The 24,265-nt window shown below is 34.8% G+C and carries 25 protein-coding genes; 13 read left to right on the plus strand and 12 right to left on the minus strand.

Annotation, left to right across the window (positions count from 1 at the left end):
- Positions 1-82: 82 nt before the first annotated feature.
- From QLS31_RS01450 to QLS31_RS01465, 4 genes are all read left to right on the plus strand, one after another.
- Positions 83-1,120: a VWA domain-containing protein gene (locus tag QLS31_RS01450; RefSeq protein ID WP_282742029.1), complete on the plus strand. Its 1,038-nt coding sequence runs from the start codon at positions 83-85 to the stop codon at positions 1,118-1,120.
- A 71-nt stretch (positions 1,121-1,191) separates the two neighbouring features.
- Entirely contained in the window at positions 1,192-1,923 is a 732-nt protein-coding gene (locus tag QLS31_RS01455) for a tetratricopeptide repeat protein (RefSeq protein ID WP_282742031.1), read from the plus strand.
- Positions 1,924-1,943: 20 nt separating this feature from the next.
- Entirely contained in the window at positions 1,944-3,698 is a 1,755-nt protein-coding gene (locus QLS31_RS01460; RefSeq protein WP_282742033.1) for a BatD family protein, read from the plus strand.
- 79 nt (positions 3,699-3,777) lie between these two features.
- The gene (locus QLS31_RS01465) at positions 3,778-4,521 is read left to right on the plus strand and encodes a tetratricopeptide repeat protein (protein ID WP_282742034.1); all 744 of its coding nucleotides are present in this window, start codon (positions 3,778-3,780) and stop codon (positions 4,519-4,521) included.
- 21 nt (positions 4,522-4,542) lie between these two features.
- Here QLS31_RS01465 and QLS31_RS01470 read toward each other — a convergent pair whose 3' ends face one another.
- Positions 4,543-5,046, minus strand: a complete 504-nt coding sequence (locus QLS31_RS01470) for a CvpA family protein (protein ID WP_282711085.1) — start codon at positions 5,044-5,046, stop codon at positions 4,543-4,545.
- A gap of 142 nt (positions 5,047-5,188) precedes the next feature.
- Between QLS31_RS01470 and QLS31_RS01475 the strand changes: the two genes are divergently transcribed.
- The 3 genes from QLS31_RS01475 (at position 5,189) to QLS31_RS01485 (ending at position 7,239) form a co-directional block, all read left to right on the plus strand.
- A complete protein-coding gene (locus tag QLS31_RS01475) occupies positions 5,189-5,545 on the plus strand; it encodes a hypothetical protein (protein ID WP_282742036.1) in 357 nt (118 codons plus the stop codon).
- 160 nt (positions 5,546-5,705) lie between these two features.
- Entirely contained in the window at positions 5,706-6,725 is a 1,020-nt protein-coding gene (gene pheS, locus QLS31_RS01480) for a phenylalanine--tRNA ligase subunit alpha (protein WP_099716240.1), read from the plus strand.
- A 106-nt stretch (positions 6,726-6,831) separates the two neighbouring features.
- Positions 6,832-7,239 carry a hypothetical protein gene (locus QLS31_RS01485; RefSeq protein WP_099714088.1) on the plus strand — a complete coding sequence of 136 codons (408 nt, stop codon included), beginning with the start codon at positions 6,832-6,834 and terminating at the stop codon, positions 7,237-7,239.
- Positions 7,240-7,462: 223 nt separating this feature from the next.
- Here QLS31_RS01485 and QLS31_RS01490 read toward each other — a convergent pair whose 3' ends face one another.
- The 4 genes from QLS31_RS01490 to QLS31_RS01505 form a co-directional block, all read right to left on the minus strand.
- Positions 7,463-7,681 (minus strand): hypothetical protein, encoded by a 219-nt coding sequence (locus QLS31_RS01490; RefSeq protein ID WP_121343036.1) that lies wholly within the window; start codon positions 7,679-7,681, stop codon positions 7,463-7,465.
- 37 nt (positions 7,682-7,718) lie between these two features.
- A complete protein-coding gene (locus tag QLS31_RS01495) occupies positions 7,719-8,714 on the minus strand; it encodes an NAD(P)H-dependent glycerol-3-phosphate dehydrogenase (RefSeq protein ID WP_282711083.1) in 996 nt (331 codons plus the stop codon).
- A 311-nt stretch (positions 8,715-9,025) separates the two neighbouring features.
- On the minus strand, positions 9,026-10,189 hold the full coding sequence (locus tag QLS31_RS01500; protein WP_282742038.1) for an iron-containing alcohol dehydrogenase: 1,164 nt from the start codon (positions 10,187-10,189) through the stop codon (positions 9,026-9,028).
- Between the two features lie 4 nt (positions 10,190-10,193).
- Positions 10,194-10,958 carry a type 1 glutamine amidotransferase domain-containing protein gene (locus QLS31_RS01505; RefSeq protein ID WP_282742040.1) on the minus strand — a complete coding sequence of 255 codons (765 nt, stop codon included), beginning with the start codon at positions 10,956-10,958 and terminating at the stop codon, positions 10,194-10,196.
- 86 nt (positions 10,959-11,044) lie between these two features.
- Here QLS31_RS01505 and QLS31_RS01510 point away from each other — a divergent pair, with 86 nt between their 5' ends.
- Positions 11,045-11,941 carry a LysR family transcriptional regulator gene (locus QLS31_RS01510; RefSeq protein WP_282715287.1) on the plus strand — a complete coding sequence of 299 codons (897 nt, stop codon included), beginning with the start codon at positions 11,045-11,047 and terminating at the stop codon, positions 11,939-11,941.
- On the opposite strand, the gene nadD is transcribed toward QLS31_RS01510, so the two are convergent.
- The 5 genes from nadD to QLS31_RS01535 all read right to left on the minus strand — a co-directional run bounded on the left by nadD (position 11,942) and on the right by QLS31_RS01535 (position 15,592).
- Positions 11,942-12,553, minus strand: a complete 612-nt coding sequence (nadD, locus tag QLS31_RS01515; protein WP_282742043.1) for a nicotinate (nicotinamide) nucleotide adenylyltransferase — start codon at positions 12,551-12,553, stop codon at positions 11,942-11,944. It lies immediately after the preceding gene.
- Positions 12,554-12,630: 77 nt separating this feature from the next.
- Positions 12,631-13,203 (minus strand): guanylate kinase, encoded by a 573-nt coding sequence (gene gmk / locus QLS31_RS01520; protein WP_282742045.1) that lies wholly within the window; start codon positions 13,201-13,203, stop codon positions 12,631-12,633.
- Positions 13,204-13,319: 116 nt separating this feature from the next.
- Positions 13,320-14,180, minus strand: coding sequence for a YicC/YloC family endoribonuclease (locus QLS31_RS01525; protein WP_282742047.1), 861 nt, complete (start codon positions 14,178-14,180; stop codon positions 13,320-13,322).
- Between the two features lie 175 nt (positions 14,181-14,355).
- Positions 14,356-15,243 carry a DMT family transporter gene (locus tag QLS31_RS01530; RefSeq protein WP_282711076.1) on the minus strand — a complete coding sequence of 296 codons (888 nt, stop codon included), beginning with the start codon at positions 15,241-15,243 and terminating at the stop codon, positions 14,356-14,358.
- The gene (locus tag QLS31_RS01535; protein ID WP_282711075.1) at positions 15,236-15,592 is read right to left on the minus strand and encodes an ArsC/Spx/MgsR family protein; all 357 of its coding nucleotides are present in this window, start codon (positions 15,590-15,592) and stop codon (positions 15,236-15,238) included. Before QLS31_RS01535 ends, QLS31_RS01530 begins: the two co-directional genes overlap by 8 nt.
- Before the next feature lie 77 nt (positions 15,593-15,669).
- Between QLS31_RS01535 and QLS31_RS01540 the strand changes: the two genes are divergently transcribed.
- Entirely contained in the window at positions 15,670-16,128 is a 459-nt protein-coding gene (locus QLS31_RS01540) for a DinB family protein (RefSeq protein ID WP_282711074.1), read from the plus strand.
- A 161-nt stretch (positions 16,129-16,289) separates the two neighbouring features.
- Here QLS31_RS01540 and QLS31_RS01545 read toward each other — a convergent pair whose 3' ends face one another.
- Positions 16,290-17,033, minus strand: a complete 744-nt coding sequence (locus QLS31_RS01545) for a DUF3298 and DUF4163 domain-containing protein (RefSeq protein ID WP_282742049.1) — start codon at positions 17,031-17,033, stop codon at positions 16,290-16,292.
- Positions 17,034-17,136: 103 nt separating this feature from the next.
- Between QLS31_RS01545 and QLS31_RS01550 the strand changes: the two genes are divergently transcribed.
- The gene (locus tag QLS31_RS01550) at positions 17,137-18,282 is read left to right on the plus strand and encodes a cystathionine gamma-synthase (RefSeq protein WP_282742051.1); all 1,146 of its coding nucleotides are present in this window, start codon (positions 17,137-17,139) and stop codon (positions 18,280-18,282) included.
- An 80-nt stretch (positions 18,283-18,362) separates the two neighbouring features.
- Here QLS31_RS01550 and QLS31_RS01555 read toward each other — a convergent pair whose 3' ends face one another.
- Positions 18,363-19,166, minus strand: a complete 804-nt coding sequence (locus QLS31_RS01555; protein WP_282742053.1) for a glutamate dehydrogenase — start codon at positions 19,164-19,166, stop codon at positions 18,363-18,365.
- A 276-nt stretch (positions 19,167-19,442) separates the two neighbouring features.
- Here QLS31_RS01555 and gdhA point away from each other — a divergent pair, with 276 nt between their 5' ends.
- From gdhA to recO, 3 genes are all read left to right on the plus strand, one after another.
- Positions 19,443-20,786, plus strand: coding sequence for an NADP-specific glutamate dehydrogenase (gene gdhA, locus QLS31_RS01560; protein WP_099714104.1), 1,344 nt, complete (start codon positions 19,443-19,445; stop codon positions 20,784-20,786).
- A 297-nt stretch (positions 20,787-21,083) separates the two neighbouring features.
- Positions 21,084-23,372 (plus strand): T9SS type A sorting domain-containing protein, encoded by a 2,289-nt coding sequence (locus QLS31_RS01565; RefSeq protein ID WP_282742056.1) that lies wholly within the window; start codon positions 21,084-21,086, stop codon positions 23,370-23,372.
- A 73-nt stretch (positions 23,373-23,445) separates the two neighbouring features.
- Positions 23,446-24,159 (plus strand): DNA repair protein RecO, encoded by a 714-nt coding sequence (recO, locus tag QLS31_RS01570; protein ID WP_282742058.1) that lies wholly within the window; start codon positions 23,446-23,448, stop codon positions 24,157-24,159.
- The last annotated feature ends 106 nt before the right edge of the window (positions 24,160-24,265 follow it).

Genomic DNA, 24,265 nt, shown 5'->3' on the forward strand with positions numbered 1-24,265 from the left:
GATTAGAAGTCTTTAAGGGAATGAGTTTAGATAGTTAGTAAACTTTGCGCCTTCTTTGTGAACTTAGCGGTTAAAAAAAATTATGGAATTAGACGAAAAAAAATATTTATACCTCCTTTTTATACTGCCACTTTTGGTGTTGGTTTTTTTGGCCAATTTATATTGGAAAAGAAAAAAACAACGCGAATTTGGAGATTTAGAAATGGTAAAAAGACTGAGCCCGGAAAGTTCTGTTTTTAAACCAGTTTTGAAATTAGGAGTATTGCTTTTGGCATTGACCGGATTAATTCTTGGATTGGTAAATCCAAAAATTGGTACCAAAATGGAAACCGTAAAAAGGGAAGGAATCGACATTGTTTTCGCAGTGGATGTGTCCAAAAGTATGCTGGCCGAAGATGTAGCGCCAAATCGTTTGGATAAAAGCAAGCAAATTGTTGCGCAAATTATCAATCAATTGGGAAGCGACAGAATAGGAATTGTGGCGTATGCCGGAAGCGCTTTCCCGGTATTGCCAATTACTACGGATTATAGTGTTGCAAAAATGTTTTTGCAAAGCATGAATACGGATATGGTTTCTTCGGTAGGAACGTCATTCAACGAGGCCATCAAATTATCATCAACGTATTTTGATGATAAAAAAACGAGTAAGCTTTTGATTATGATTTCTGATGGTGAAGACCATAATGAAGGTGCAGAAGAAGCAGCGGAAGAGGCCAATAAACTAGGAATTAAAATCATTACAATTGGTGTTGGAACTGAAAAAGGAGGTACAATTCCATTGAAAAGAAATGGAATTGTCGAAGGTTTTAAAAGAGATAATAACAATGAGGTTGTTATAACGAAACGAGTTCCAGAAAGCCTGACAGCGATTGCTAAAGCGACAAAAGGCGGTTATGTAAACGGAAACAACACTAAAGAAGTACTTGAATATATTAAGAATGCATTGAATAATATTCAAAAAACAGAATTTGAGGCGACAGAAATGGCTGATTTTCAATCGCAATTTCAATGGTTTTTAGGTTTTGCTTTTGTTTTCTTATTTCTGGATATTTTCCTTTTGGAAAGAAAAACAAGTTGGGTAAACAAATTGAATTTATTTAACGAGAATAAAAAAGTTTAAAGTATAAAGTTGCGCTCCATTATTGGAACAAAAACACTAAGTATACTTTGACACTTACATTTAAAAATACAATGAAAAACATAATTTTATATCTGTTATTGCTTTTTTCTTTTGTTGCAAACGCACAACAGAAAGATAGAATATTGCCTAAAGCGAACGAGGAATATGCTGAAAATAAATTTGTAGATGCCGAAGCTAATTATAGAATTTCGGATTCAAAATTTCCAAATAAAGCAACTGCACCGTTCAATCTTGGAAATACTATTTATAAGCAGAAACAATCTTCAGAAGCAAAATTTGCATACGCTAAATCTTTAAAAAATTCAAAGACAAGACCGCAAAAACACAGAGCCTTTCATAATCTAGGAAATGTTTTCATGAATGAAAAGGATTATACGCAAGCAGTTGAAGCCTATAAAAATGCCTTAAGGAACGATCCAACAGATGAGGAAACGCGTTATAATTATGCTTTGGCAAAAAAAATGCTGAAAGAAAATCCTCCAAAGGATGACAATAAAAAAGACGACAAAAAGAGCGATAAAGACAAGAAGGACGATAAGAAAGACGGAGAAAAAGATAAAAAGGATAAAGAAAAGAAAGACGATAAGGGAGATAAAGACAAGCAAAATAAAGACCCTAAACCAAATGAAAATGGAGAGCCAAAACCAGCTCCCGGAGGAATTTCTAAAGAACGTCTGGAAAACTTGTTGAATGCAGTGAATAAAGAAGAAAAGAAGGTACAGGATAAAGTAAACGCCAAAAAAGTACAAGGAAAACCAGTTAAGACGGAGAAAGATTGGTAGTTGAATTAGATAATTTGAAAATGAAAAAATTTATAGCAGTACTAGTTTTAATGGTGTGCAATTTACTTAGTGCTCAAGTACAATTTGAGGCTAGAGTGAGTAAAGCTACGCTAGGTATAAACGAGAGACTTCGTATCGATTTTATGATGAATGTAGACGGAGATAATTTTGTCCAACCGTCTTTTGAAGGATTTAGAATTATTGCCGGACCAAGCCAGCAAGTGAGTCAATCTTGGGTGAACGGAAGAAGTTCTTTTGAGAAAATATATTCTTATTTTCTTTTGCCAAATCAAAAAGGGACGTTGGTTATCAAGCAAGCCGCTATAGAATACAACGGGCAAATCTATAAAACAGCTCCTATAAAAATAAATGTTACCGCAGCAACGGAACAGCCTAGAGATCCAAATGATACCAGTGTTTCTGCAGATGGAAATCTCTATTTAGTTGCCGATATTTCTAAAACAAATCCATATATAAACGAGCCCATTACGGTGGTTTATAAATTGTATTTTAACAATATCGGAATCACAAATTCTAACGAAGTTAGTAAGCCAAAATACAATGATTTCTGGAGTCAGAACATTGATATAAAACGATTTGTTGCTGAAGAAGGCATGTTTAAAGGGGAACAATACCGTTTTATTGTGCTTAAAAAAATAGTTTTGTACCCTCAAAAATCAGGAAAGTTGGTCATTGAACCATTGTCATTAGATATTGATGTTCAATTGCCGTCGAATCGCAGGGATATGTTTGGTCGAATGGTTGTCACCGAGGGCAGCAAGAGAGTTTCTGCAGGAGCTAAAACCATAAATGTAAAGGCTCTTCCCGAAGCTGGGAAACCGGAAGATTTCTCGGGTGCTGTTGGGAATTTTGATTTCAAAGTAACACCAACCAAAACTAATTTAAAAAACGGAGAAAGCCTGGACTTAGTAGTAAGTGTAACCGGAAAAGGAAATCTGAAATTATTCAGTTTACCAAAACCGATAGCTCCCAATGCGCTGGAAATGTATGAAGCTGTTCATAGCGAACAAGTAAACACGCCACTTTCAGGAATGACCGGAAAAATTTCGGACAGTTACACCATCGTTCCACAGTACAAAGGGAATTACCCAATAAAACCATTAAAATTTACCTATTTTGATTTGGGTTCCAAAACCTATAAAACGCTAAGTTCTCAAGAGATCATGATTAATGTTCTTGACGGTCCTTCGCCTACTGATGCAACAGTAGCTTCTGGGGCGGATACAAACAAGAATAAAATAGACAAAGTAGAGCAATTCAAATTCATAAAGTTAAAAAGCAATCTTTTGACAATGAATAAGAAAGACTTCTTTGGGTCTAATTTATTTTACGGATTGTTCTTTTTTCCATTTTTAATGTTGCCTTTAATTGTATTATTCAAAAAGAAAAAAGAAGCTATTGATGGTGATATTACAGGAAACAGAATTCGAATGAATAATAGATTGGCGAAGAAATATTTATCGGAAGCCAAGAAACAAATCAATAACAAAGAACTGTTTTACATTGCGTTGGAGAAAGCGATGCATAATTTCTTGAAAGCCAAGTTGCATATTGAAACTTCAGAAATGAGTAAAGATAATATTCAAGAATTGTTATTGTCAAGAAATGCAAATCCTGAAGCGGTGACTGATTTTATTGCACTTACGGAAAACTGTGAAATCGCTCGATATGCACCATCATCAAGTGTTACGATACAAAAGGATTTTGATAAAGCGGTAGTGATTATTTCAGATTTAGAAAAACAAATTGCTTAACCAACGATGTCATTGCGATGAACGAAGCAATCTCATGTAGATTTGCAAGAATGGTTAATCGACAACTTATAACATTAAAATGAAAAACATACTTTATATATTATTATTGACAACCCAAGTTTTCTTTGCCCAAAGTGGCTTTGAAAAAGGAAACGAGTATTATCAAAAAGGGAAATATAATGAAGCGGTTGCGGCTTATGAAAGTGTTTTGACAGAGAGCAAACACTCTTCTGAATTGTATTTTAATTTAGGGAATGCGTATTATAAATTGAATAAAGTAGCACCTTCTATTTATAATTATGAAAAAGCATTGGTGTTAAATCCAAATAATACCGATGCGATTAACAACTTGAAATTCGCTCAAAAACGAACTATCGATGAAATCAAAGTAATCCCAAAAGTAGGTTTTGCAAAGCTAATTCGTGATTTTACGGGAATCTATCATTACAATACGTGGGCATGGATTTCTGTAGGACTGGCAACGGCGTTCCTGTTGTTTTTTATCGGGTATTATTTTTCACAAATTACACTTTCAAAAAGGATTTTCTTTTTTGGAATGTTTGTGCTTTTTTTTCTAATTCTAATCAGTGTTTCGTCTACCATTTTTGAAAAAAGTCATTTTGATACTGAAAAACCAGCTATTGTTTTTGCCGAAATGGCCAATGTAAAGAGCGAACCCAGAAATGGCGGTCAGCCAATATTTGTGTTGCACGAAGGAACAAAAGTCTATGTGGGGGAAACCATTGGAAAATGGAAAAAAGTACAACTAACGGATGGAACCGAAGGCTGGATTGAAAGCAATGCAATTAAAGAAGTGAAATAATAGTGTTCAATTGACCACTGATTACTTCTTCTTCAAATCATCATACCAATTTTCTATCGAAGGATACATGAATCCTGCTGTTTTTTGGATTGGATTATAAAAAAGAGACTTGTCTAAGGTTTCTTTTTTGGCTAAAAAATTATGGTAGTTTATTTTTTCGAAAACCTTGAAAACAATTCCTATTATCAAAATTGTTTTTAGCACCCTGAAGAAGCCGCCACCTAGTTTATTTAGCCATCCTAAAAATGCAAAATCAGCGATTCCGGTGAGGAATTTACCCAAAAGGGATATTCCAATTACTACGAGTATAAATGTGAGTATAAAAGCAATTACCTGGATTGTATTGGGATTCCATTTCACAAATCCGGCTAAGATTTCTTTGATAAATGACGAAAATTTTATGGCAAAATAAATCCCTGCCAACAGCGAAACCAAAGAAGCTAATTCCACAAAAAGACCATTTCTAATGCCTTTATATAAAGCAAAAGCAAGTAATACGCCTAAAACAATATCCAAAAATCCCATGATACTTAATTAATAAAATAAAAGTACAAATATAAAAGAATTGTTCTTTACCATTGCCAATTTTCAAGTTCTTATCTTTGCTCAAAATAATTTCATAGATTATGTACTCATAGTTCATAATTTGTCACTCATAATTAAAGAAATGTCAAGAGACACACAACTTAAAGAACGCTGGGAACAGCTTGTAAATATACTTTCCAATCAATTTTCTCAAGGTGAGGATTTAGATCTTGACGCTATTATTTATCTAATTGGCGTACAAGAACTTGGAAAAGTTCATAGTGAATACAAAAAAGACGAGAAATTAAACCTGATGCATATCGCGATTTGCAGGTTATTAGAGCCTTATGGTTTCTATGAATTTGAGTTTTTTGATGAAGATGGTTGGCCACATTACAAAGTAAAAGAGGAATTACCACCTTTAAAAGCTGGAGAACAGTCGGTTTTAATGAAAGAAGCTATTGTGAATTATTTCTTGGAAAGAGAACTTATTGAATAGTGTTCAGTAAAAATACTCGGCTTAAACGAACTTTTAGGATTTAAAAAGAAGCAGAACAGCTGTAAAAAGGAATCTAACAATTTAGAATGGAAACTTTAAACTTTAAAGAGTATACTTGGAACAAATTCCCTAAATTTGCACTCTCAATTATTGGATGAAAATGATAGATAAGATAAAAGAATATATTGGCGAAGCACAAGCTTTCTCAACGCAAAATGCTGCAGAATTAGAAACATTCCGAATTAAATTTCTGGGAAGCAAAGGACTTTTAAAAGACCTTTTTGCTGAATTTAAAAACGTTCCTAACGACCAAAAAAAGGAATTTGGACAAGTAATCAATTTGCTTAAAACTTCTGCCGAAGACAAAGTAAAAACTATACAGGAAGCTTTAGAAAGTAAAGAAGAAATTAAAGGTTTTTATGGTGATTTGACGCGTTCGGCTGAACCAATAACTATTGGCTCTCGTCACCCTATATCATTGGTGAAAAACCAAATTATTGACATCTTTTCAAACATTGGTTTCAACGTTTCTGAAGGTCCGGAAATCGAAGATGACTGGCATAATTTCACCGCATTAAACTTACCGGAATACCATCCGGCACGTGACATGCAAGACACGTTTTTCATTCAAACGAATCCTGATATTTTGTTGCGTACGCACACATCATCAGTGCAAGTGCGTTACATGGAAAACAACAAACCGCCTATTCGTACCATTTCTCCGGGAAGAGTATTCCGTAACGAGGCTGTTTCGTCCCGTTCACACTGTATTTTTCACCAAGTGGAAGGTTTGTATATTGACAAAGACGTTTCTTTTGCAGACTTAAAACAAACGCTTTTATATTTCACCAAAGAGATGTTCGGAAAATCAAAAATCCGTTTGCGTCCGTCCTATTTCCCATTTACTGAGCCAAGTGCTGAGGTTGATATTTATTGGGGTCTGAAAACAGAAACCGATTATAGAATTACCAAAGGAACTGGTTGGTTAGAAATCATGGGTTGCGGAATGGTAGATCCTAATGTTTTGAAAAACTGTGGCATCAATCCTGATGAATACAACGGTTTTGCATTCGGGATGGGAATCGAAAGAATTGCCATGTTGTTGTATCAAATCGGCGATATCCGTATGTTCTACGAAAATGACGTTCGTTTCTTAGAGCAATTCAAATCAAGCATATAAAATTTAAGATTAGCGATTTTTGACCCGAGCGAAAGCGAACTGGCGAAGCATTTTAGAAGTTTAAATCTGCAATCAAAAATCGTTAATCAATCAAACAATCAAATAAATGAAAGCCGACATCATCATCCCCGAAGTAGAAAACGTATTTCTTGCTGTAGTGCAAGAATGGAGTGACGATTTCATGGAAAAAGTGTGGTATGCTTATTTAGTAAATGATAGCGATTACTTAATCGAAAGTGTTATGGTGGTTTCCAAAGCTTTTGGGACTATTGATGGCGAAATGAAGAAAACATCGCTTTTGCGTCACGCTTTTGTAGAAGTGCCAGCAGTTTCAGTGGTGAAAATTGAAATGATTGAAAAAAGTGTTTTGGCGCTCAACAATGAGTTCATGCTAACGTTTTTTATTGGAGACAAATTATACGATAAAAAGTTCATTTTCAAAGCACATTCCATCCATGAGGATTTCGTTGAAGAAGTGCCTATTCTATTTGTTGACGGGGTTATCGTGAGATAATTCAATACTAGTTTCTCTTTTTGTTTTTTGCTTCCAAGAAAAATAGCTTACTATAAAAATCCCGATTACAATAAAAAACAGCATTCGTAGTAAACTTCTTTTGGATAAAAAGGCTTGTGAAAATGACATCTCTAACAAGTCAAATATTTGTATGATAACAGAAAATGATACCCCCCAAATTGATCCTATTTTAAGCTGGTATTTCCATCTTTCACTCATAAAATTATTTAGCGGCTTGTTGTTTAACCTTGGATTTCCAGGTAAAATACCCTAAAACAAATATCCCTACAAGGATATAAGCAGCTGCGCGAATATAAAAATTAGGTGTAGCAACCTGTTCTGAAAAAGGAATTTCTTTAATGTCGAATAATACATTGAAAACCGTCATAAATAGACCCCAAATTCCACCAGTTTTAATTTGGTATTTCCATCTTTCGCTCATGAAGTGATTGTGTTTGGTTATTAAATCTGTAGCTGAATTAATCCAGTTTATCAGTAAGTTTCTTAAATACGGACTTAGCATCCTGTCCTTCGTATAAAATACTGTGAACAGCGTCTATAATTGGTGTTTTGGCACCATAAGCCTGGTTGAGTTTATACGCACTTTTTGCGGCATAATATCCTTCTGCAACCATACTCATCTCCATCATTGCTGATTTAACGGTGTAGCCTTTACCAATCATATTTCCAAACATTCTATTTCTGGAAAATATAGAATAACCGGTAACCAATAAATCACCTAAATAAGCGGAATCATTGATGTTGCGTTTCATTCTATGAACTTTCTTGATGAATTTTTTCATTTCTCGAATCCCATTACTCATCAATACGGACTGGAAATTATCGCCATAGCCCAAGCCATGAGCAATTCCCGCTGCAATAGCGTAAATGTTTTTAAGCATGGCCGCATATTCCGTTCCTATAATATCATCTGTAATTTTAGTCTTGATATAATTTCCGGATAAATTTTTAGCTACAGTTTTTGCTTTATCGGGATCGCCACACGCAATGGTAAGGTAAGAAAGACGCTCCATAGCTACTTCTTCTGCGTGACAAGGACCAGTGATTACACCGATGTTGTAATATGGAATGTCATATTTTACATGGAAATGCTCTCCTACAATTAAGCTTGTTTCTGGAACAATTCCTTTAATCGCTGAAAAAATGATTTTATCTTTTAATGAAACCGTTAATTTTTCTAATTCACCACCTAGAAAAGCAGACGGAATAGCAAAAATGATATAATCTGCATACGCTACAGCTTCATTGATATCGCTGGTCAGTTTCAGCTTATTGATGTCGAATTCTACGGAACTTAAATAGTTTGGATTGTGTTTGTATGTTTTAATGTGTTCTATAGCAGCTTCATTGCGCATATACCATGAGATTTCAGTAAGATTTACACATAACATTTTTGCTATTGCTGTTGCCCAACTTCCACCACCTATTACTGCAAATTTTATATTTTCAGCCATTTTTTTATTGAATTTAATCAAAAGTACTTAAAAAAGTACTGATTATACAAATAAAATTAGAACGAGTAGGTTGATTTTTAGATATGTTGGAAACCCTGTGATGGAAGCGGATAAAAAATAATTTTAATTTTTTTTGTTTTTTAACACAATATAAACATCACTTTTTCGTTCTTGTTATTTATTGTTTAATAATTTAACAAAATAATGAGAATTGAGTTAGTTAGTTATAATTTAGAATTTTAAAAGGCGTTCTCATTTTTGGGAACGCCTTTTTATTTTAACAGCTATAATCAGTCATCCAGTTATCTGAATTAATAACTCATTTCAACAATTGATTTTACCTTTTCTAAAGTGATATTTTGCTTTTCTCCTAAACCTAACCAACCTCTTTCTTCAAAACGGTTTACAATGAAATCAGCTGTTTTATCAAACTCTTTAGTATAATCAGATAATTTAGTTTCCATTCCCATAGTATGGAAAAATTCAACTGTTTTGCTAATAGCTTCGTTTGCAATTTCGTCCTCAGTTCCGGTTAAATTAAAAATACGTTTTCCATATTGTGCTAACTTTCCTTTTTTGGTTTCAAACATTACTTGGTATAAATTTGGCCCTACAACGGCTAATGTTCTGGCGTGATCGATTCCATACAAAGCCGTTAATTCATGACCAATCATGTGTGTTGCCCAATCAGAAGGAACTCCTTTTTGGATTAACCCATTCAAAGCCATGGTGCAACTCCACATAAAGTTAGACGCTAAAGGATAATCAGTTGGTTTTTCAACAACATCAGGACCTACTTGAATCAAGGTTAGTAAAATGCTTTCGGCAATTCTATCTTGAAGATACCCTTCATGCGGATACGTTAAATATTGTTCTAAAACATGAGTATAGGCATCAACAACTCCGTTTTGTAATTGTCTTTTTGGTAAAGATTCAATTACGGTTGGGTCACAGATAGAGAACTTTGGAAACAAGGCACTACCGCCAAAGGATAATTTTTCTTGAGTGGATTCTATAGTGATTACTCCACCAGAATTCATTTCGCTACCTGTTGCCGGTAAAGTAAGTATAGTACCAAAAGGAATTATCTTAGTTAAATCAGTAGTCATTATTCTTTTTTGAAGAATGTCTATTGGATTTCCATCAAAATGAGCTGCAGCTGAAATAAATTTCACCCCATCAATTACGGATCCTCCTCCTACTGCAAGAATAAAATCTATTTTTTGTTCGTTGATAACCGCAACTGCTTTCATCAATGTTTCAAAATGAGGATTTGCTTCTATTCCTGAAAATTCCACAATATCAAAACCTTTTAGGTTATTGATTACTTGTTCGTGAATTCCATTTTTAAAAATACTTCCACCACCATACGCGAGAAGAATTTTTGCTCCTTTTGGCACTAAAGTGGAAAGTTTTTCAATTTGCCCCTTTCCAAAAACTAAATTGGTAGGATTGTATAATTCGAAATTTAACATGTTTTTATTTTTTTGAATTCAATTGGTTTAATAATTTTTCGGCAACTAATTTAGACGAAGCTGGGTTTTGACCTGTAATCAATAAACCATCTTCGACGGTATAAGGATGCCAGTCTGCACCTTTTGAATACGTTGCGCCATTGGCCTGCAAAGCATCTTCTAATAAAAAAGGAACTACGTCAGTCAAACCTACCGCTGCCTCTTCTGTGTTTGAGAATCCAGTTACTTTTTTACCTTTTACTAAAAATTCGCCATTTACTTTTACGTTTTTCAGTACAGCTGGTGAGTGACACACAAAAGCAACGGGTTTATTATTGGTATAAAATGCTTCAATCAAAGCACTTGAAGTTGCATCTGTAGCTAAATCCCATAACGGTCCGTGACCTCCTGGGTAGAAAACAGCATCATAATCAGACTCTTTTACATCGACTAATTTTTTTGTATTTTTTAGTTTTGCCAATAGCTCAGTATCAGCATCAAATCGTTTAGTATCTTCAGTTGCAGCTGAAGGATCTTCACTTTTTGGGTCAATCGGGGGTTGGCCACCTAGTGGAGTAGCGACGTCAATAGTCACTCCTTTATCTAAAAGTTCATAGTAGGGCGCAGCAAATTCTTCTGTCCAAAATCCTGTTTTCTCTCCTGTGTCACCTAATTTATCGTGACTGGTAACAACAAATAATACTTTTTTCATGTTTTTTTTATTTTGTGCAGTTGCTGTAATACAACTAACGGTTAATGCTATAATGGCAAATAGTGCGATTTTTTTCATTTCTAATTTTGTTTGTACAAATTTAGGGCGAATATGTTATTAGTAAAAATAATTTAAATTATGTTTGTAATAAATATATTTATATCATGGTCAATCTCGAATGGTATCGAACGTTTAAATCCGTTTATAAAAATGGTAATTTTTCTTTGGCTGCAAAAGAGTTATTTATCAGTCAACCTGCTGTAAGTCAGCAAATATCTATGTTAGAAGCGCATGTAGGGTATAAGCTTTTTAATCGAAAGTCAAAAGGTGTAGAACCAACGGAATATGCTAAGTTACTCAATAATTTAATCATTGAGGCTTTAGACCGATTGGAAAATGTGGAGAATGGTTTCCGTGCGAAAGCGTTTGATGCGAATCGATTAATTTCAATTGGACTTTCAAAACACTTGATGAGTAGTTTGGGAAGTGCCTTGGTTTCAAAATTTGAATTTATCGATTTTAGTTTTCATGAAAATGATACACTTTTTGAATTGGTGGATTCTAAAAAATTAGATTTTGCAGTTGTTACCAAGCAATACGATACATTTGACACCATTCAAAAAAAGGTAGGAGAAATTAAGCAAGTTGTTATTGGCTCAAACACTATCGATGCATCCGAATTAAAATCCAATATAAAAATAAAAGATTTCCCAGCAATTGAGCATTGGTTAAACGACCAAAAATGGTTCAGCCACAATGCGCAGATTCCGCATATTAAATTGTTCTGGCTGCATGTTTTTAATAAAAAACGACCTTCGATGATTCCGAATTATATCATTCCATCTGAATATGAAATGCTCGAAATAATTTCGAAAAACACCGGAATCGCTGTCGTTTGGGATTGCAATTCAAAAAGTTTAATAGTAGAAAATAAAATCCAATTGTTGTGGAACAGCAAGCAAATGCCAAGTACTGAAGTGTTTTTATTATCCGGTAAAAACGATAATTTGAATACTATTTTTGAGAATATTGAAGTAGAATTGAAAAGAATTTTGGCGTAATTACTTCTTATAAAAGTTATTGTGATCAATGTATTCCCAAACTTTTGCAGGCAATAACGGTTGCACATTTTTTCCTTTTTTTATATTGTCCCGAATAAATGTCGACGATATTTCTACAACTGGAGCGTCAATCATATGAATTTTTGGGTGATTATTGAAAGTTGCATTTTCTGTTTCCGAAACAATTGCTTCACCTGTTCGGCCTTTGGTCTCGAGTCGTGGATACACATAAATCTCGTGATGCGCCAGAATAGCTTCGTAGTTTTTCCATTTGTGCAACGATCTGAGATTGTCTTCGCCCATGATTAAGGAGAACTCGTAATTTGGATATTTTTCCTGTAAGTGAACTAAAGTATTCACGGTGTAATTGGGCTGCGACAATTTAAACTCAATATCCGAAGGTTTGATTTTTGGAAAATCTTCTGAGGCAAGATGTACCATTTGCAAGCGATGGTAATCATCGAGCAATGTGCTTTTTTTCTTCAAAGGATTGTGAGGCGTAACGACCATCCATACTTGGTCTAAATCGGCATGCTCCGCCATATGATTGGCAATGATGAGATGGCCAACATGTATGGGATTAAACGTTCCGAAATACAAACCTATTTTCATTTGTTAAGGTTTTAGGTTTTGGATTTTAGGTGTTGATTCTAACTGAAAATCAACACCTAAAACCTAAAGCCAATATTTTATTTCACATAATTCTTTACCAATTGATATGCCTCTTCAAGAGCTATAGGCAAATCGTAGTTTTTTATAATCACATCAAATTGTGGTGCTGTTGCCAGTTCTACAGAAGCTTTTGCAATACGCATATTGATTTTGTCGTCGCTTTCGGTAGAGCGTTCCTTTAAACGTCTTTTCAGTTCATCCACGCTTGGGGGTTTCACGAAAACGGCTAAAGTTTCTTCGGGGAATTTATGTTTGATGCGCAATCCGCCAGATACATCAATATCAAAAATCACATTTTTGCCTTTGGCCCAAATACGTTCTACTTCACTTTTCAAAGTTCCGTAGAAATTATCGCGGTATACTTCTTCCCATTCCAAAAAGTCTTCGTTCTTGATGTGTTTTTTAAATTCTTCGGTAGACATGAAATAATAGTCTTTTCCGTTTACTTCCTCGCCTCTTGGTGCGCGGGAAGCTACTGAAATTGAGAATTCAAGATTTAAATCTTCTTTGTTTAATAAATGTCTAACGATAGTAGTTTTCCCTGATCCTGATGGTGCCGAAAAAACGATTAATTTTCCTCCTGTGCTCATTTTATGCTGAATTTATTTCAGTATCTGTTTATGTTTTCCTGCAAGGTTTCAAAAATCTTGTAGGTATGTTGTAAAATTAATAAACCTGCAAAGTTAAAAACAGTGCAGGTTGATAATTACAATACGTTTAATACTTGTTCCTTGATTTTCTCCAATTCGTCTTTCATTTGAACGACTAATTTTTGCATTTGTGCGTGATTGGATTTAGAACCCATCGTGTTGATTTCGCGTCCCATTTCTTGGGTAATAAAACCTAATTTTCTACCGTTAGCTTCGGTTCCGTTGATGGTTTCCAGGAAATAATCCAAGTGATTGGTTAGACGAACTTTTTCTTCGGTGATGTCTAATTTTTCTAAATAATAAATCAATTCCTGCTCAAAACGATTTTCATCTACATTCACTTTAAGTTCTGAAATTGCAGTTTGCAAACGGTCTTTTATCGCTTGAACGCGTTCTGGATCAAGTGCCAAAGCTTCGGTCATGTATTGGCGAATGTTACCAATTCGCAATTGAAATTCTTTTTCAAGTGAAGCGCCTTCATCTCTTCTAAAGTTCAGGATGTTTTGCAACGCTTCTTCGATAACGGTTTGGATTTGTACCCAGTCGTTTTCATCGATTTCATCACGTTCTATTTTCAGGGTATCCGGCATGCGAACAGCCATTTTCATAAGTTCAGTTTCATCGGCATCAGCATAGACTTCTCTTAACTGGCTGATGTATGCTTTTACAATCGGCACGTTCACTTTCGTAGAAGTTTGTTCGGCGGTACTTTCGATAAAAATAGAAAAATCTACTTTTCCTCTTTCCAGTTTCAGTGCAATTTGGTTGCGTAAACCCAATTCCATTTCGCGGTACAGCGAAGGCATTCTCACATTTAAATCTAAACCTTTACTGTTTAAAGATTTTACTTCTACCGTGATTTTTTTGGTTGGTAATTGCAAAGTCGCTTTACCAAAACCCGTCATTGATTGTATCATATAATTTTCTAAAAGAGGTCAAAGATAATAAAAAAGTGGTCAGTGGTCCGTTTTTAGTATTCAGTGACTCGGTATAAGTAAATGTTTAGTAATCAGATTTTAATTTTTGCATTCCTAATAATAAGTTTAATGAATACTACAATCTACGATTTGTGCGCTGAACACTACTAGCTGATTACCGAACACTCTTCTTCTGTGTCACCAAATAAACGCCGATAAATATCAAAACTGCCGAACCAATTTTCACCAAGCTCAATTCGTCTTTGCCCAAGCTTATCGCAAAAATAGTGGCGAATAGCGGTTGTAAATAAATAAAAACAGCAACCGTAGTTGGTTTTAATTCTTTCATCGAAAGCAAATTCAGCAAATACGTCAGGAAAGTCGAAAAAACAACCACAAATCCTATTTTCCAGCAAATATCAACGGGTACCAAAGCCCATTCAACAGCTTGAAATTGGCTCCAGCCAAAAGGCAAAACCATAATAAATCCAAACAAATAGATCCATTTTACAAACGTAAACGCATTGTATTTGTCCATTAATTTCTTGACGATAATCAGGTAAAATCCATAGGAAATGGCGTTGACCAAAACCAGAAAATTTCCTAATCCGGCGTTTGTGGCGCTGCCAATGGATTTTCCATACAGAATGAGAAAAGCAGTCCCGATTAATCCAAGGATAATCCCAAAAACCATTCGTTTTTGCATGCGTTCCTTCATGATTAATGCCGAAAGCGTCAAAACAATCATGGGTGTTGAAACCATGATTACCGCGGCACTAATGGGAGAAGTGAGGCTTAATCCTTTGAAAAATGTAAGCATATTAAATGCCACGCCAAAGAAAGCAGCTGCAATAATTCGAGGAAAATCATTCAGCGCAATTTTTTCTTTCGGTGTAAACAACCAAACCAGCCAAAATAAAATCATCGAACCGCCGGCGCGCAACAAGATAAAACCATAGGCGTCAATGTACAATGGCATGACATCTTTGGCAATGGTAAACGTAACTCCGTAAATTATGGAGACAATTGTGGCGGCAATAAGTGCAAGATTCCTTCTAGACATTTGCAAAAGCAAGCATTACCTGATGCATGTTTTGTTGTGTGTTGCCAATGTAAATTTTGCCTTTAATGATAAAAACGGGACGACTTAAGAACGTGTAATGTTCTAAAATGTATTTTTTGTAATCGTCTTCGGTTAACGATTTATTTTTCAAATCCATCGATTTATACAATTGCGCTTTTTTGCTGAAAAGCGCTTCGTAACTTCCGGAAAGTTCGCGCATTTGCTCTAATTCTGATACAGTAATCGGATCTTGTTTGATGTCGTGAAACTTCAAGTTATGATCTTTTGGTAATGATTTTATGATTTTTCTGCAGGTATCGCAAGAAGCGAGATAGTATATTTTGTCCATGTAAATAACGATTTCTTTGTGCAAAGAAAATTCATTTGACACGGAAAATGATTATTTTTATCAAAAAAAATAAAAAAATGAATCAATTATTCGACGTTAGCACTACAAGCAGAAATATGGTTTCAAAATTTCTATCGGGATACAATCTTGACCAACTCAACACGATTCCGGAAGGATTTAGCAATAATTTGATTTGGAACATCGGGCATATTATCGTGTCACAACAAATGTTAGTGTACAAGCTTTCTGGTTTGCCCATGATGGTTTCTGATGAATTGGTAGAGAAATACAAAAAGGGAACCAAGCCGGAACACATTGCCACACAAGCCGAAGTGGACGAAATAAAATCGTTGTTGTTTGAAACAATCAGCCAGACCAAAGTAGATTATGACAATAAAATTTTCAAAAATTATATGGAATATACCACTTCAACTGGCAATCACGTTTTAAGAACCGCCGAGGATGCAATGGCTTTCAGTAATTTTCATGAAGGGCTTCACATTGGGATTATGATGAATATCCGAAAATTTATTTAGGTTAATGCCTATAAATATTTAGGAGCTTAATCCCGCTATTTGCTCATATCTTTTCCTTTTTAAAGAAAAAAGTAAAAGGATATCCGCTTCCATCGGGGCTATCGATTCGTTAAAAAATTATTTGGTCTTTAAATAACGTTTCATTTTTTAAAGACCATCTATTATTTAACCGCCAAATATTCGTTCACTTCAGTATAAGGCAATAACAATTCTTTAGGTCCGTCAGCATACGATGCGGCTTCATAGGAATTGTAATAAAGCAATAATCCTTTATCGGTATAAAAAATATTTTGGGGGAGACTGAATTTCTCGTCTTCAAACATCAATCCGGTTGCATTGATTGATTTGTTTGCAGGGATTTTATATTTGGCTCTGAATTTTTTTTCGGCGAAAGCCTTGAAAGCCTCTTTATCATTGAATAATTCGGCATTCGGAATAGATTTTCCGGTAGTTGGGTCAAAAAGTAGTGAACGCAATCCTTGGTATCCATGAGCGCCACCGGTGTAGGTGTAATGGTTGATTTCTATATTCAAAACACTTTCGGACTGGTATTTTATGCTTCCTTTGATTTTCGCTTCCCAGCCAAAGGTGTCATTCGGAAATTCTTTTTGGAGTTTCTCGTAGGAATCAATAAAGGAGGTTAATAATCCATTATAATCTGTTGATGTATATGGTTTTTCGCCAAAATAAATAATCTCTTTCAATACTGAAAACACTTTTTTATTGATGCTGTCCGCTACAATAGGATCGTTTTTTGCAACAGGAATTTTTACGGATATTTCAGGACAATTTTCTTTGCAGGGTAGCGTTGTTTTTTTCTGAAAAGATTGGTCTTTAAAAGCCAATTCGTTCGAACAACCAGTTAGTAAAAAAAGGAATGCTGCAAAAATTATAAAGTGTTTCATCTCAAAATTGTTAATTATATACAAAGGTATCAACTTGTGGCTTGGTTAAAATAAATTAAAGGGTAAATTTGTGAAGTTATTTAGCATTTAAAATTAAAAAGATATGAAATTCAATACGAAGGTTATTCACGGAGGTCAGCATCATGATCCAAGTACGGGAGCAGTTATGCCACCAGTATATCAAACGTCAACATTTGTACAAACTAGTCCTGGGCAACCTATAAATCCAGATTATGAGTACAGTAGAGCTGCAAATCCTACCAGAAGCGCGCTTGAAAATGCATTAGCAAGTATTGAAAATGGAACGCGAGGATTGGCTTTTTCATCAGGATTAGCAGCTACAGATTGTGTTTTGCGTTCTTTTAAAGCGGGTGATGAAATCATTGCTATGGATGATTTGTATGGTGGAACGTATCGAATGTTTACCTGTATTTATAAAAATTCAGGTATAAAATTCCATTTTGTGGATATGAATGACATCGAGAAATTCAAGTCATTAATTAATGAAAACACGAAACTGGTTTGGGTAGAAACACCAACGAATCCTTTGATGAAATTGGCAGATATTCAAGAAATTGCCAAAATTACAAAGGAAAATAAAATCCTTTTTGCAGTTGATAATACTTTTGCAACACCTTATTTACAAAAACCATTAGACTTAGGAGCTGATATTGTGATGCATTCGGCGACAAAATATTTGGGAGGCCATTCTGATGTTATTGCCGGTGCTTTGATTGTAAAAGATGAAGCGCTGGGAGAACAATTACATTTTCAACAATTTGCGACAGGAGCAACATTGGGACCAATGGACAGTTTCTTGGTGTTAAGAGGGATTAAAACCTTGCATCTTCGCGTGGAAAGACATTGTGAGAATGGAGGAAAAGTGGTGGAGTTTTTGAATAATCATCCAAAAGTTAAAACAGTATATTATCCGGGATTACCAAGCCATCCGTATCATGAAATTGCCAAAAAGCAAATGAGCGGTTTTGGAGGAATGGTTTCCTTTACTTTTGTTTCAGGGAAAAAAGAAGATGCAATTGATTTTCTGGAAAAACTAAAAGTTTTCACTTTGGCTGAATCTTTAGGCGGAGTGGAGTCATTAGCGAATCATCCGGCTTTGATGACACATGCATCTATTCCGGAAGATAAACGTAAGGAAGTTGGAATCACTGATGATTTGGTTCGATTAAGCGTAGGTATAGAAGATGCTGAGGATTTGATAGAAGATTTGAAACAAGCATTAGCATAAATTAATAAAACAAAACCCCCAATTCTATCCCGAAGTGTCGAGATTAGAATTCGGGTTTTATATGTACTGTTGTTTAAATGCTATTGCAAGTAATAAATATAACCCACATTAAACCAGACTAACCAGTCATTTGCTTTGTTTTCTTTGTAAATTTCGGGGTTAGGATTTAAACCATCTACCCAATTGGAGAAAAAATATTGAAATCTTAAATCAACCATTAAATCTCGTAATGGACTTAATTTATAGCGAGTTCCCACACTGGTTATTACAGACCACACGGTTCCGCTTTCGGTAGAAAAACCATAAGGACGTCCGTCCGTTGGAGTTAAATATTTTGGGAAGGTAGTCAATGGAGTTCCTAATGGACCTAGTGTTGATGAAGCTTGAGCATTGTAATAACTGAACTGTCCTCCAAGACTGACAAAGGGCCCAAGACTTCCTGTTCTTGCAGTGAAATCACGAATACTCCAAGGGAAAAATTCAAGTTGCATCCCGATATTAGTTACGGCCGTACTCCCAGTCATTGCTTTCAATTGCTCTTTTCCTAGCGAAGGTTTGCCTTCAGTCCATTCCCCAAAATGTTGTAATTCGGTTTTATTATAAGAGAGTTCAGATCTTAATTTAAAATGATCATTAAAATAAGTTTCAGGTGTGTAGCAGTTACAGTCTGCTTTGTACGAAAAGTTGAGATAATGAATAATTCCAATTCCAATTCCTGTATTTCCGGAGTTTGTAGTAAGATCATGACGTTCCCCATAATCAGATTGAAAAGCAACTGGTCCCGCTATTATCCCTATTTCATGCGAAAAACCACCGAATTGCGCATTAGAATCAGGTGAAAATCCAAAACAGATTAATAATAAAAGGATTGTTTGTTTGACCATTAGGCTTGTTTTTCTAATCTTGACAAATATATAAAAACATCATACACATATAAAAATAAAAATAAAATTAAAAATAATCAGACAAATTCTTATTTACTTACGAAAGTGGTAGTCATTTGGTTTAAATGAGGATATGATAAACACTATTGTCTAAAAATGGGTAATAAAAAGATAATTCTATTTATAAAATAGAAAAAACAGAGTCCGAATATTTTTATAAAATGTATCTTTGTACATTATAACGAAATCGTTTTCTTAATTAATTATTTATAATCTATGTTACTAAAAATAAATGATTTTATGGCTCAAGTTGAGGCCAAGAATCCAAATGAACCTGAATTTATTCAAGCTGTTAGGGAATTTGCAGAGACTGTAATTCCATTTATTGCAGAGCAAAAAAAATACGACGGAAAAAATTTGCTTCTTAGAATAGCGGAGCCGGAACGTTCTATTATTTTTCGTGTTCCTTGGGTAGACGATAAAGGAGAAATTCAGGTAAATAGAGGTTTCAGAATTCAGATGAATTCAGCAATTGGACCTTACAAAGGTGGAATTCGTTTTCATCATACTGTAAACTTATCAGTACTTAAATTTTTAGCCTTTGAACAAGTATTCAAAAACAGTTTGACTACTTTGCCAATGGGTGGAGGAAAAGGAGGATCTGATTTTGATCCACAAGGAAAATCGGATGGAGAAGTAATGCGTTTTTGCCAGTCTTTCATGACTGAATTGTGCAGACACATCGGTCCACAATTAGACGTTCCTGCTGGAGATATTGGAGTTGGAGCCAGAGAAATTGGATATTTATTTGGTCAATACAAGAGAATAAGAAATGAATTTACCGGAGTTTTAACTGGAAAAGGATTGGCTTATGGCGGTTCTTTAATCAGACCGGAAGCAACAGGTTACGGAGTAGTTTATTTTGCAGAACAAATGCTGAATACTATTGGTCAAAACATCAAAGGAAAAAGAGTATCTATTTCTGGTTTTGGAAACGTTGCTTGGGGTGTAGCCTTGAAAGTAAATGATCTTGGAGGGAAAGTAGTTACTATTTCTGGTCCTGATGGTTATATTTATGATGAAGAAGGAATCTCAGGAGATAAAATTGACTTTATGCTTGAATTAAGAGCAAGAGGAGATAATAGAGCCGAAGCTTATTTAGAAAAATATCCAAACGCAGTTTTCCACAAAGGGAAAAGCGTATGGGAAGTAAAAGTTGATGTTGCAATACCTTGTGCTACTCAAAATGAGTTGAACGAGGAAGACGCCAAACATTTAATTGCTAATGGTGTAATTTGTGTAACTGAGGCGGCAAATATGCCATGTACTTTAGAAGCAATCAAATTATTCTTGAAAGCTAAAGTACTTTTTGCTCCTGGTAAAGCCGCAAATGCAGGTGGTGTTGCAGCTTCAGGATTAGAAATGACACAAAACTCGATTCGTTTAAACTGGACCAGTGAAGAAGTGGATTCCAGATTAAAAGAAATCATGGTTGGAATACACAATCAATGTAAAAGATACGGTACTGACGAAGAAGGTTATGTGAACTATGTAAAAGGTGCAAACATTGCCGGATTTGTAAAAGTAGCTGATGCTATGCTTGCTCAAGGAGTGGTGTAATATTGTTTTGATTAAGGAATTTTGATACTTTATATTTAAGATTTTTGATTAACGATTTTTGATTTCAGATTTGCAAAAAGATGAAATTATTTAAAAATTTAATTTTTATAATAAAATGGCTCGTTAATTTTAAAATAAATCTGAAATCAAAAATCGTTAATCATCACTCAAAAATCTCTTACTTAAAAGCCTTTCACCATCCCGAAGCTCGGGATTGGATGAAAGGCTTTTTTTTGCGTAACAAAATGCTAAGACTTTCGTTTGTTCTATATTTGTAAACCAATATTAATGCAAATAATGAAAAAGAGTGTTTTATATTTTTTGCTTTTACTTTTTATCCAAATGGGTTTTGCCCAAAGCAACTTGTCGTGGCAAGGTTATTTCTCTTACAATGAAATTAAAGATGTATCAGAATCTGGAACGGCTGTTTTTGCTGCTTCCGAAAATGCATTGTTTTCAAAAAATTTAGCGACAAACGTAATTAAAACAACGAATACCATTGACGGGCTTTCCGGACAAACAATTTCGGCGCTATACTATAGTACAACATTCAATAAAACAATTGTAGGATACGAAAACGGACTGATAATCGTGATTAACGAAGCCGATGGAAGCATCCTGAATGTAGTCGATATTATCAATAAACAACTTCCTCCGAATATAAAAAAAGTCAATCACTTCATAGAGTTTGAGGGTATTGCCTATGTCTCCTGTGATTTTGGGATTGTTCAATTTAATCTGGCTACCATGCAATTTGGAGACACTTATTTTATTGGCGACAATGGAGCCGAAATCAGAGTGAACCAAACAGCACTTTTTAACGGATTCATTTATGCCGCTACAAATAACGGGATAAGAAGAGCCGATATTTCTAATAAAAACCTAATCGATTACAATCAATGGGGAACAATTGCTACGGGAAACTGGTCAAGTGTAGTGACTTTTGGTACAGATTTGTATGCCATTAATGCTGCGGGATACATTCATAAATTTAATTCTGGGTCTAATTCCTTTACAGGATTTATCCAGCTTTCTCAGCCTTCATTGGATATGAGAGCAACAGCAGATTATGTAATTGTAACGACTTCAAGCAGCATTTATATTTACAACAATCAAATGGCATTGGTACGCCAAATAAATACAAATCAAATCCCGGACAGTAACCCAAGTTTTACGTGTGCCACAATAATAGGGGATGCAATTTTTATTGGAACAAAAGAAAATGGATTGATTACTGCTTCGCTTTCTTCGACAGTAACTTTTGAAAACATAACGCCTATTGGTCCTTCGCGCAACAATATATTTGCGCTTCAAGCCACGACAAGTGTACTTTGGGCAGTTTATGGGGATTATACAGCAGATTATAATCCGTATCCGTTAGACAGTTACGGTATCAGTAAATTTAGTGAAACAGGATGGCTGAATATTCCGTATGAAGAAGTTTTAGGAGCACAATCGATGACCAGAATTACGGTAAATCCAAGCAATGAAAACGAAGTATATGCGAGTTCTTTTTTTTCGGGTTTACTAAAAATTGAAAATGACATCCCTACAATTTTATACAATCAGACCAATAGTGGCTTAGAGTCTTTGACCTTTGTGGGCCCTACTTATATAGACATAAGGGTTAATGGAACGGCATTTGATAAATCAGGAAATCTTTGGGTTACCACCAGCCGAATAAAAAATGGACTAAAAGTGTTTAAATCCAATGGTCAATGGCAAAGTTATGCTATGGAAAATATACTGGATTCGGCTATTGATAATAATTTTGGTACAATTGCCATTGATAAAAATGGAACGAAATGGCTTTCTACAAGTGAAGATGGGGTTGTTGGTTTTAATGAAAGTACCAATGTATTCAAGAAAATAACAACTGGTTCTGATGCCGGGAATTTGCCTGTTTCAAATGTAAAAGTAGTTGCGGTGGATAATAGAAACCAGCTTTGGATAGGAACCACAAAAGGATTGCGGGTTTTGCCGAATGTAGGCAGTTTTCAAACAGAAGACCAAATGACCACGAATCCCATCATTATTTTAGAGGATAATCTGGCGCAAGAGCTCTTGTACGAACAATTTATTACTGATATTGCTGTTGATGGAGCAAACAATAAATGGATTGGTACTGCCGATTCGGGTTTGTTTTTGGTCTCGCCAAACGGTCAGGAAACCAAATATCATTTTACGATAAATAATTCGCCGTTGCCCAGCAATGTTATAAATGATATTGGTATTAATAGCGCTACGGGCGAAGTTTTTATAGCTACTGCCAAAGGTTTGGTTTCTTTCAAAGGAACTGCGACTGCGCCAAATGATGATTTAAGTAACGCGTATGTATATCCAAATCCAGTGCGGCCGGAATACCAAGGAACGGTTAAAATTGCCGGATTACTGGATAAAGCCAATGTTAAAATTACCGATATCGAAGGAAATCTGGTATATGAAACCATTTCCGAAGGCGGAACAATAGAATGGGATACCACCGCTTTTGGGAAATATAAAGTCGCTTCGGGCGTGTATATGATTTTTATTTCGGCACAAGACGGAGTGGAAACCAAAGTTAAAAAAGTAATGATAATAAGGTAATTTGTTTTTTGATTTTGAGTTTGGTTTGTCGTCACAACCCGAAACTTTAAACTTTAAACTTTAAACAAAAAAAATGCTCGTAAAAACAAAAGCCATTGTCCTTTCATCCTTAAAATTTCAAGAAAAAAGCTTGATTGTGAAATGCTTTACGCTGTCTCATGGTTTAAAATCGTATTTCGTTCGGGATGCTTTTTCGAGCCGAAAAGCCAATCAGAAAATCGCCTATTTTCAGCCGTTGACCATTCTCGAAATTGAAGCGGTTCACAAAAATAAAGGAACTTTAGAAAATTTCAAGGAAATAAAAATTGCCTCAGCTTTTCATTCGATACATTCGGATATTTATAAAAGTACAATTGTGATGTTCATTTCGGAAATGTTGCACCATTCTATTCACGAAGAAGAAACGAATGAGCATTTGTTTACGTTTCTGGAAACAGCATTGCACTGGCTCGATAATCATGATGAAATTGCTAATTTTCATCTGATTTTATTATTGGAAACCACAAAATATTTGGGTTTTTATCCTGATATTTCTGATATGGATATGCCTTTTTTTGAAATGACTGAAGGTATTTTTGCACCCTTTCATGCCATCAGTTCACTCACGGAACATGAAAGCAATTTGTTCAAAAAACTGATCGATTTGAAATTCGATAACAATCAAAAAATATTCCATGTCATTGAAAGACAAATTGTTTTAAGAATACTTATTGATTACTATAGTTTTCACTTGGACGGCTTTAAAAAACCAAAATCATTAGACGTTTTGAAAGAAGTTTTCTCATAGAAGGAAAAAATTTATTCATAATTTAATTTTGCATCAAAAAGTAAAGTATATTTGTCTTTTAATCAAGTTTGTTGTTCTTTATGGAAAGCAAGCTTTAACCAATTAA

Source organism: Flavobacterium sp. XS2P24, from assembly GCF_030010285.1.
Lineage (GTDB): Bacteria > Bacteroidota > Bacteroidia > Flavobacteriales > Flavobacteriaceae > Flavobacterium > Flavobacterium algoritolerans.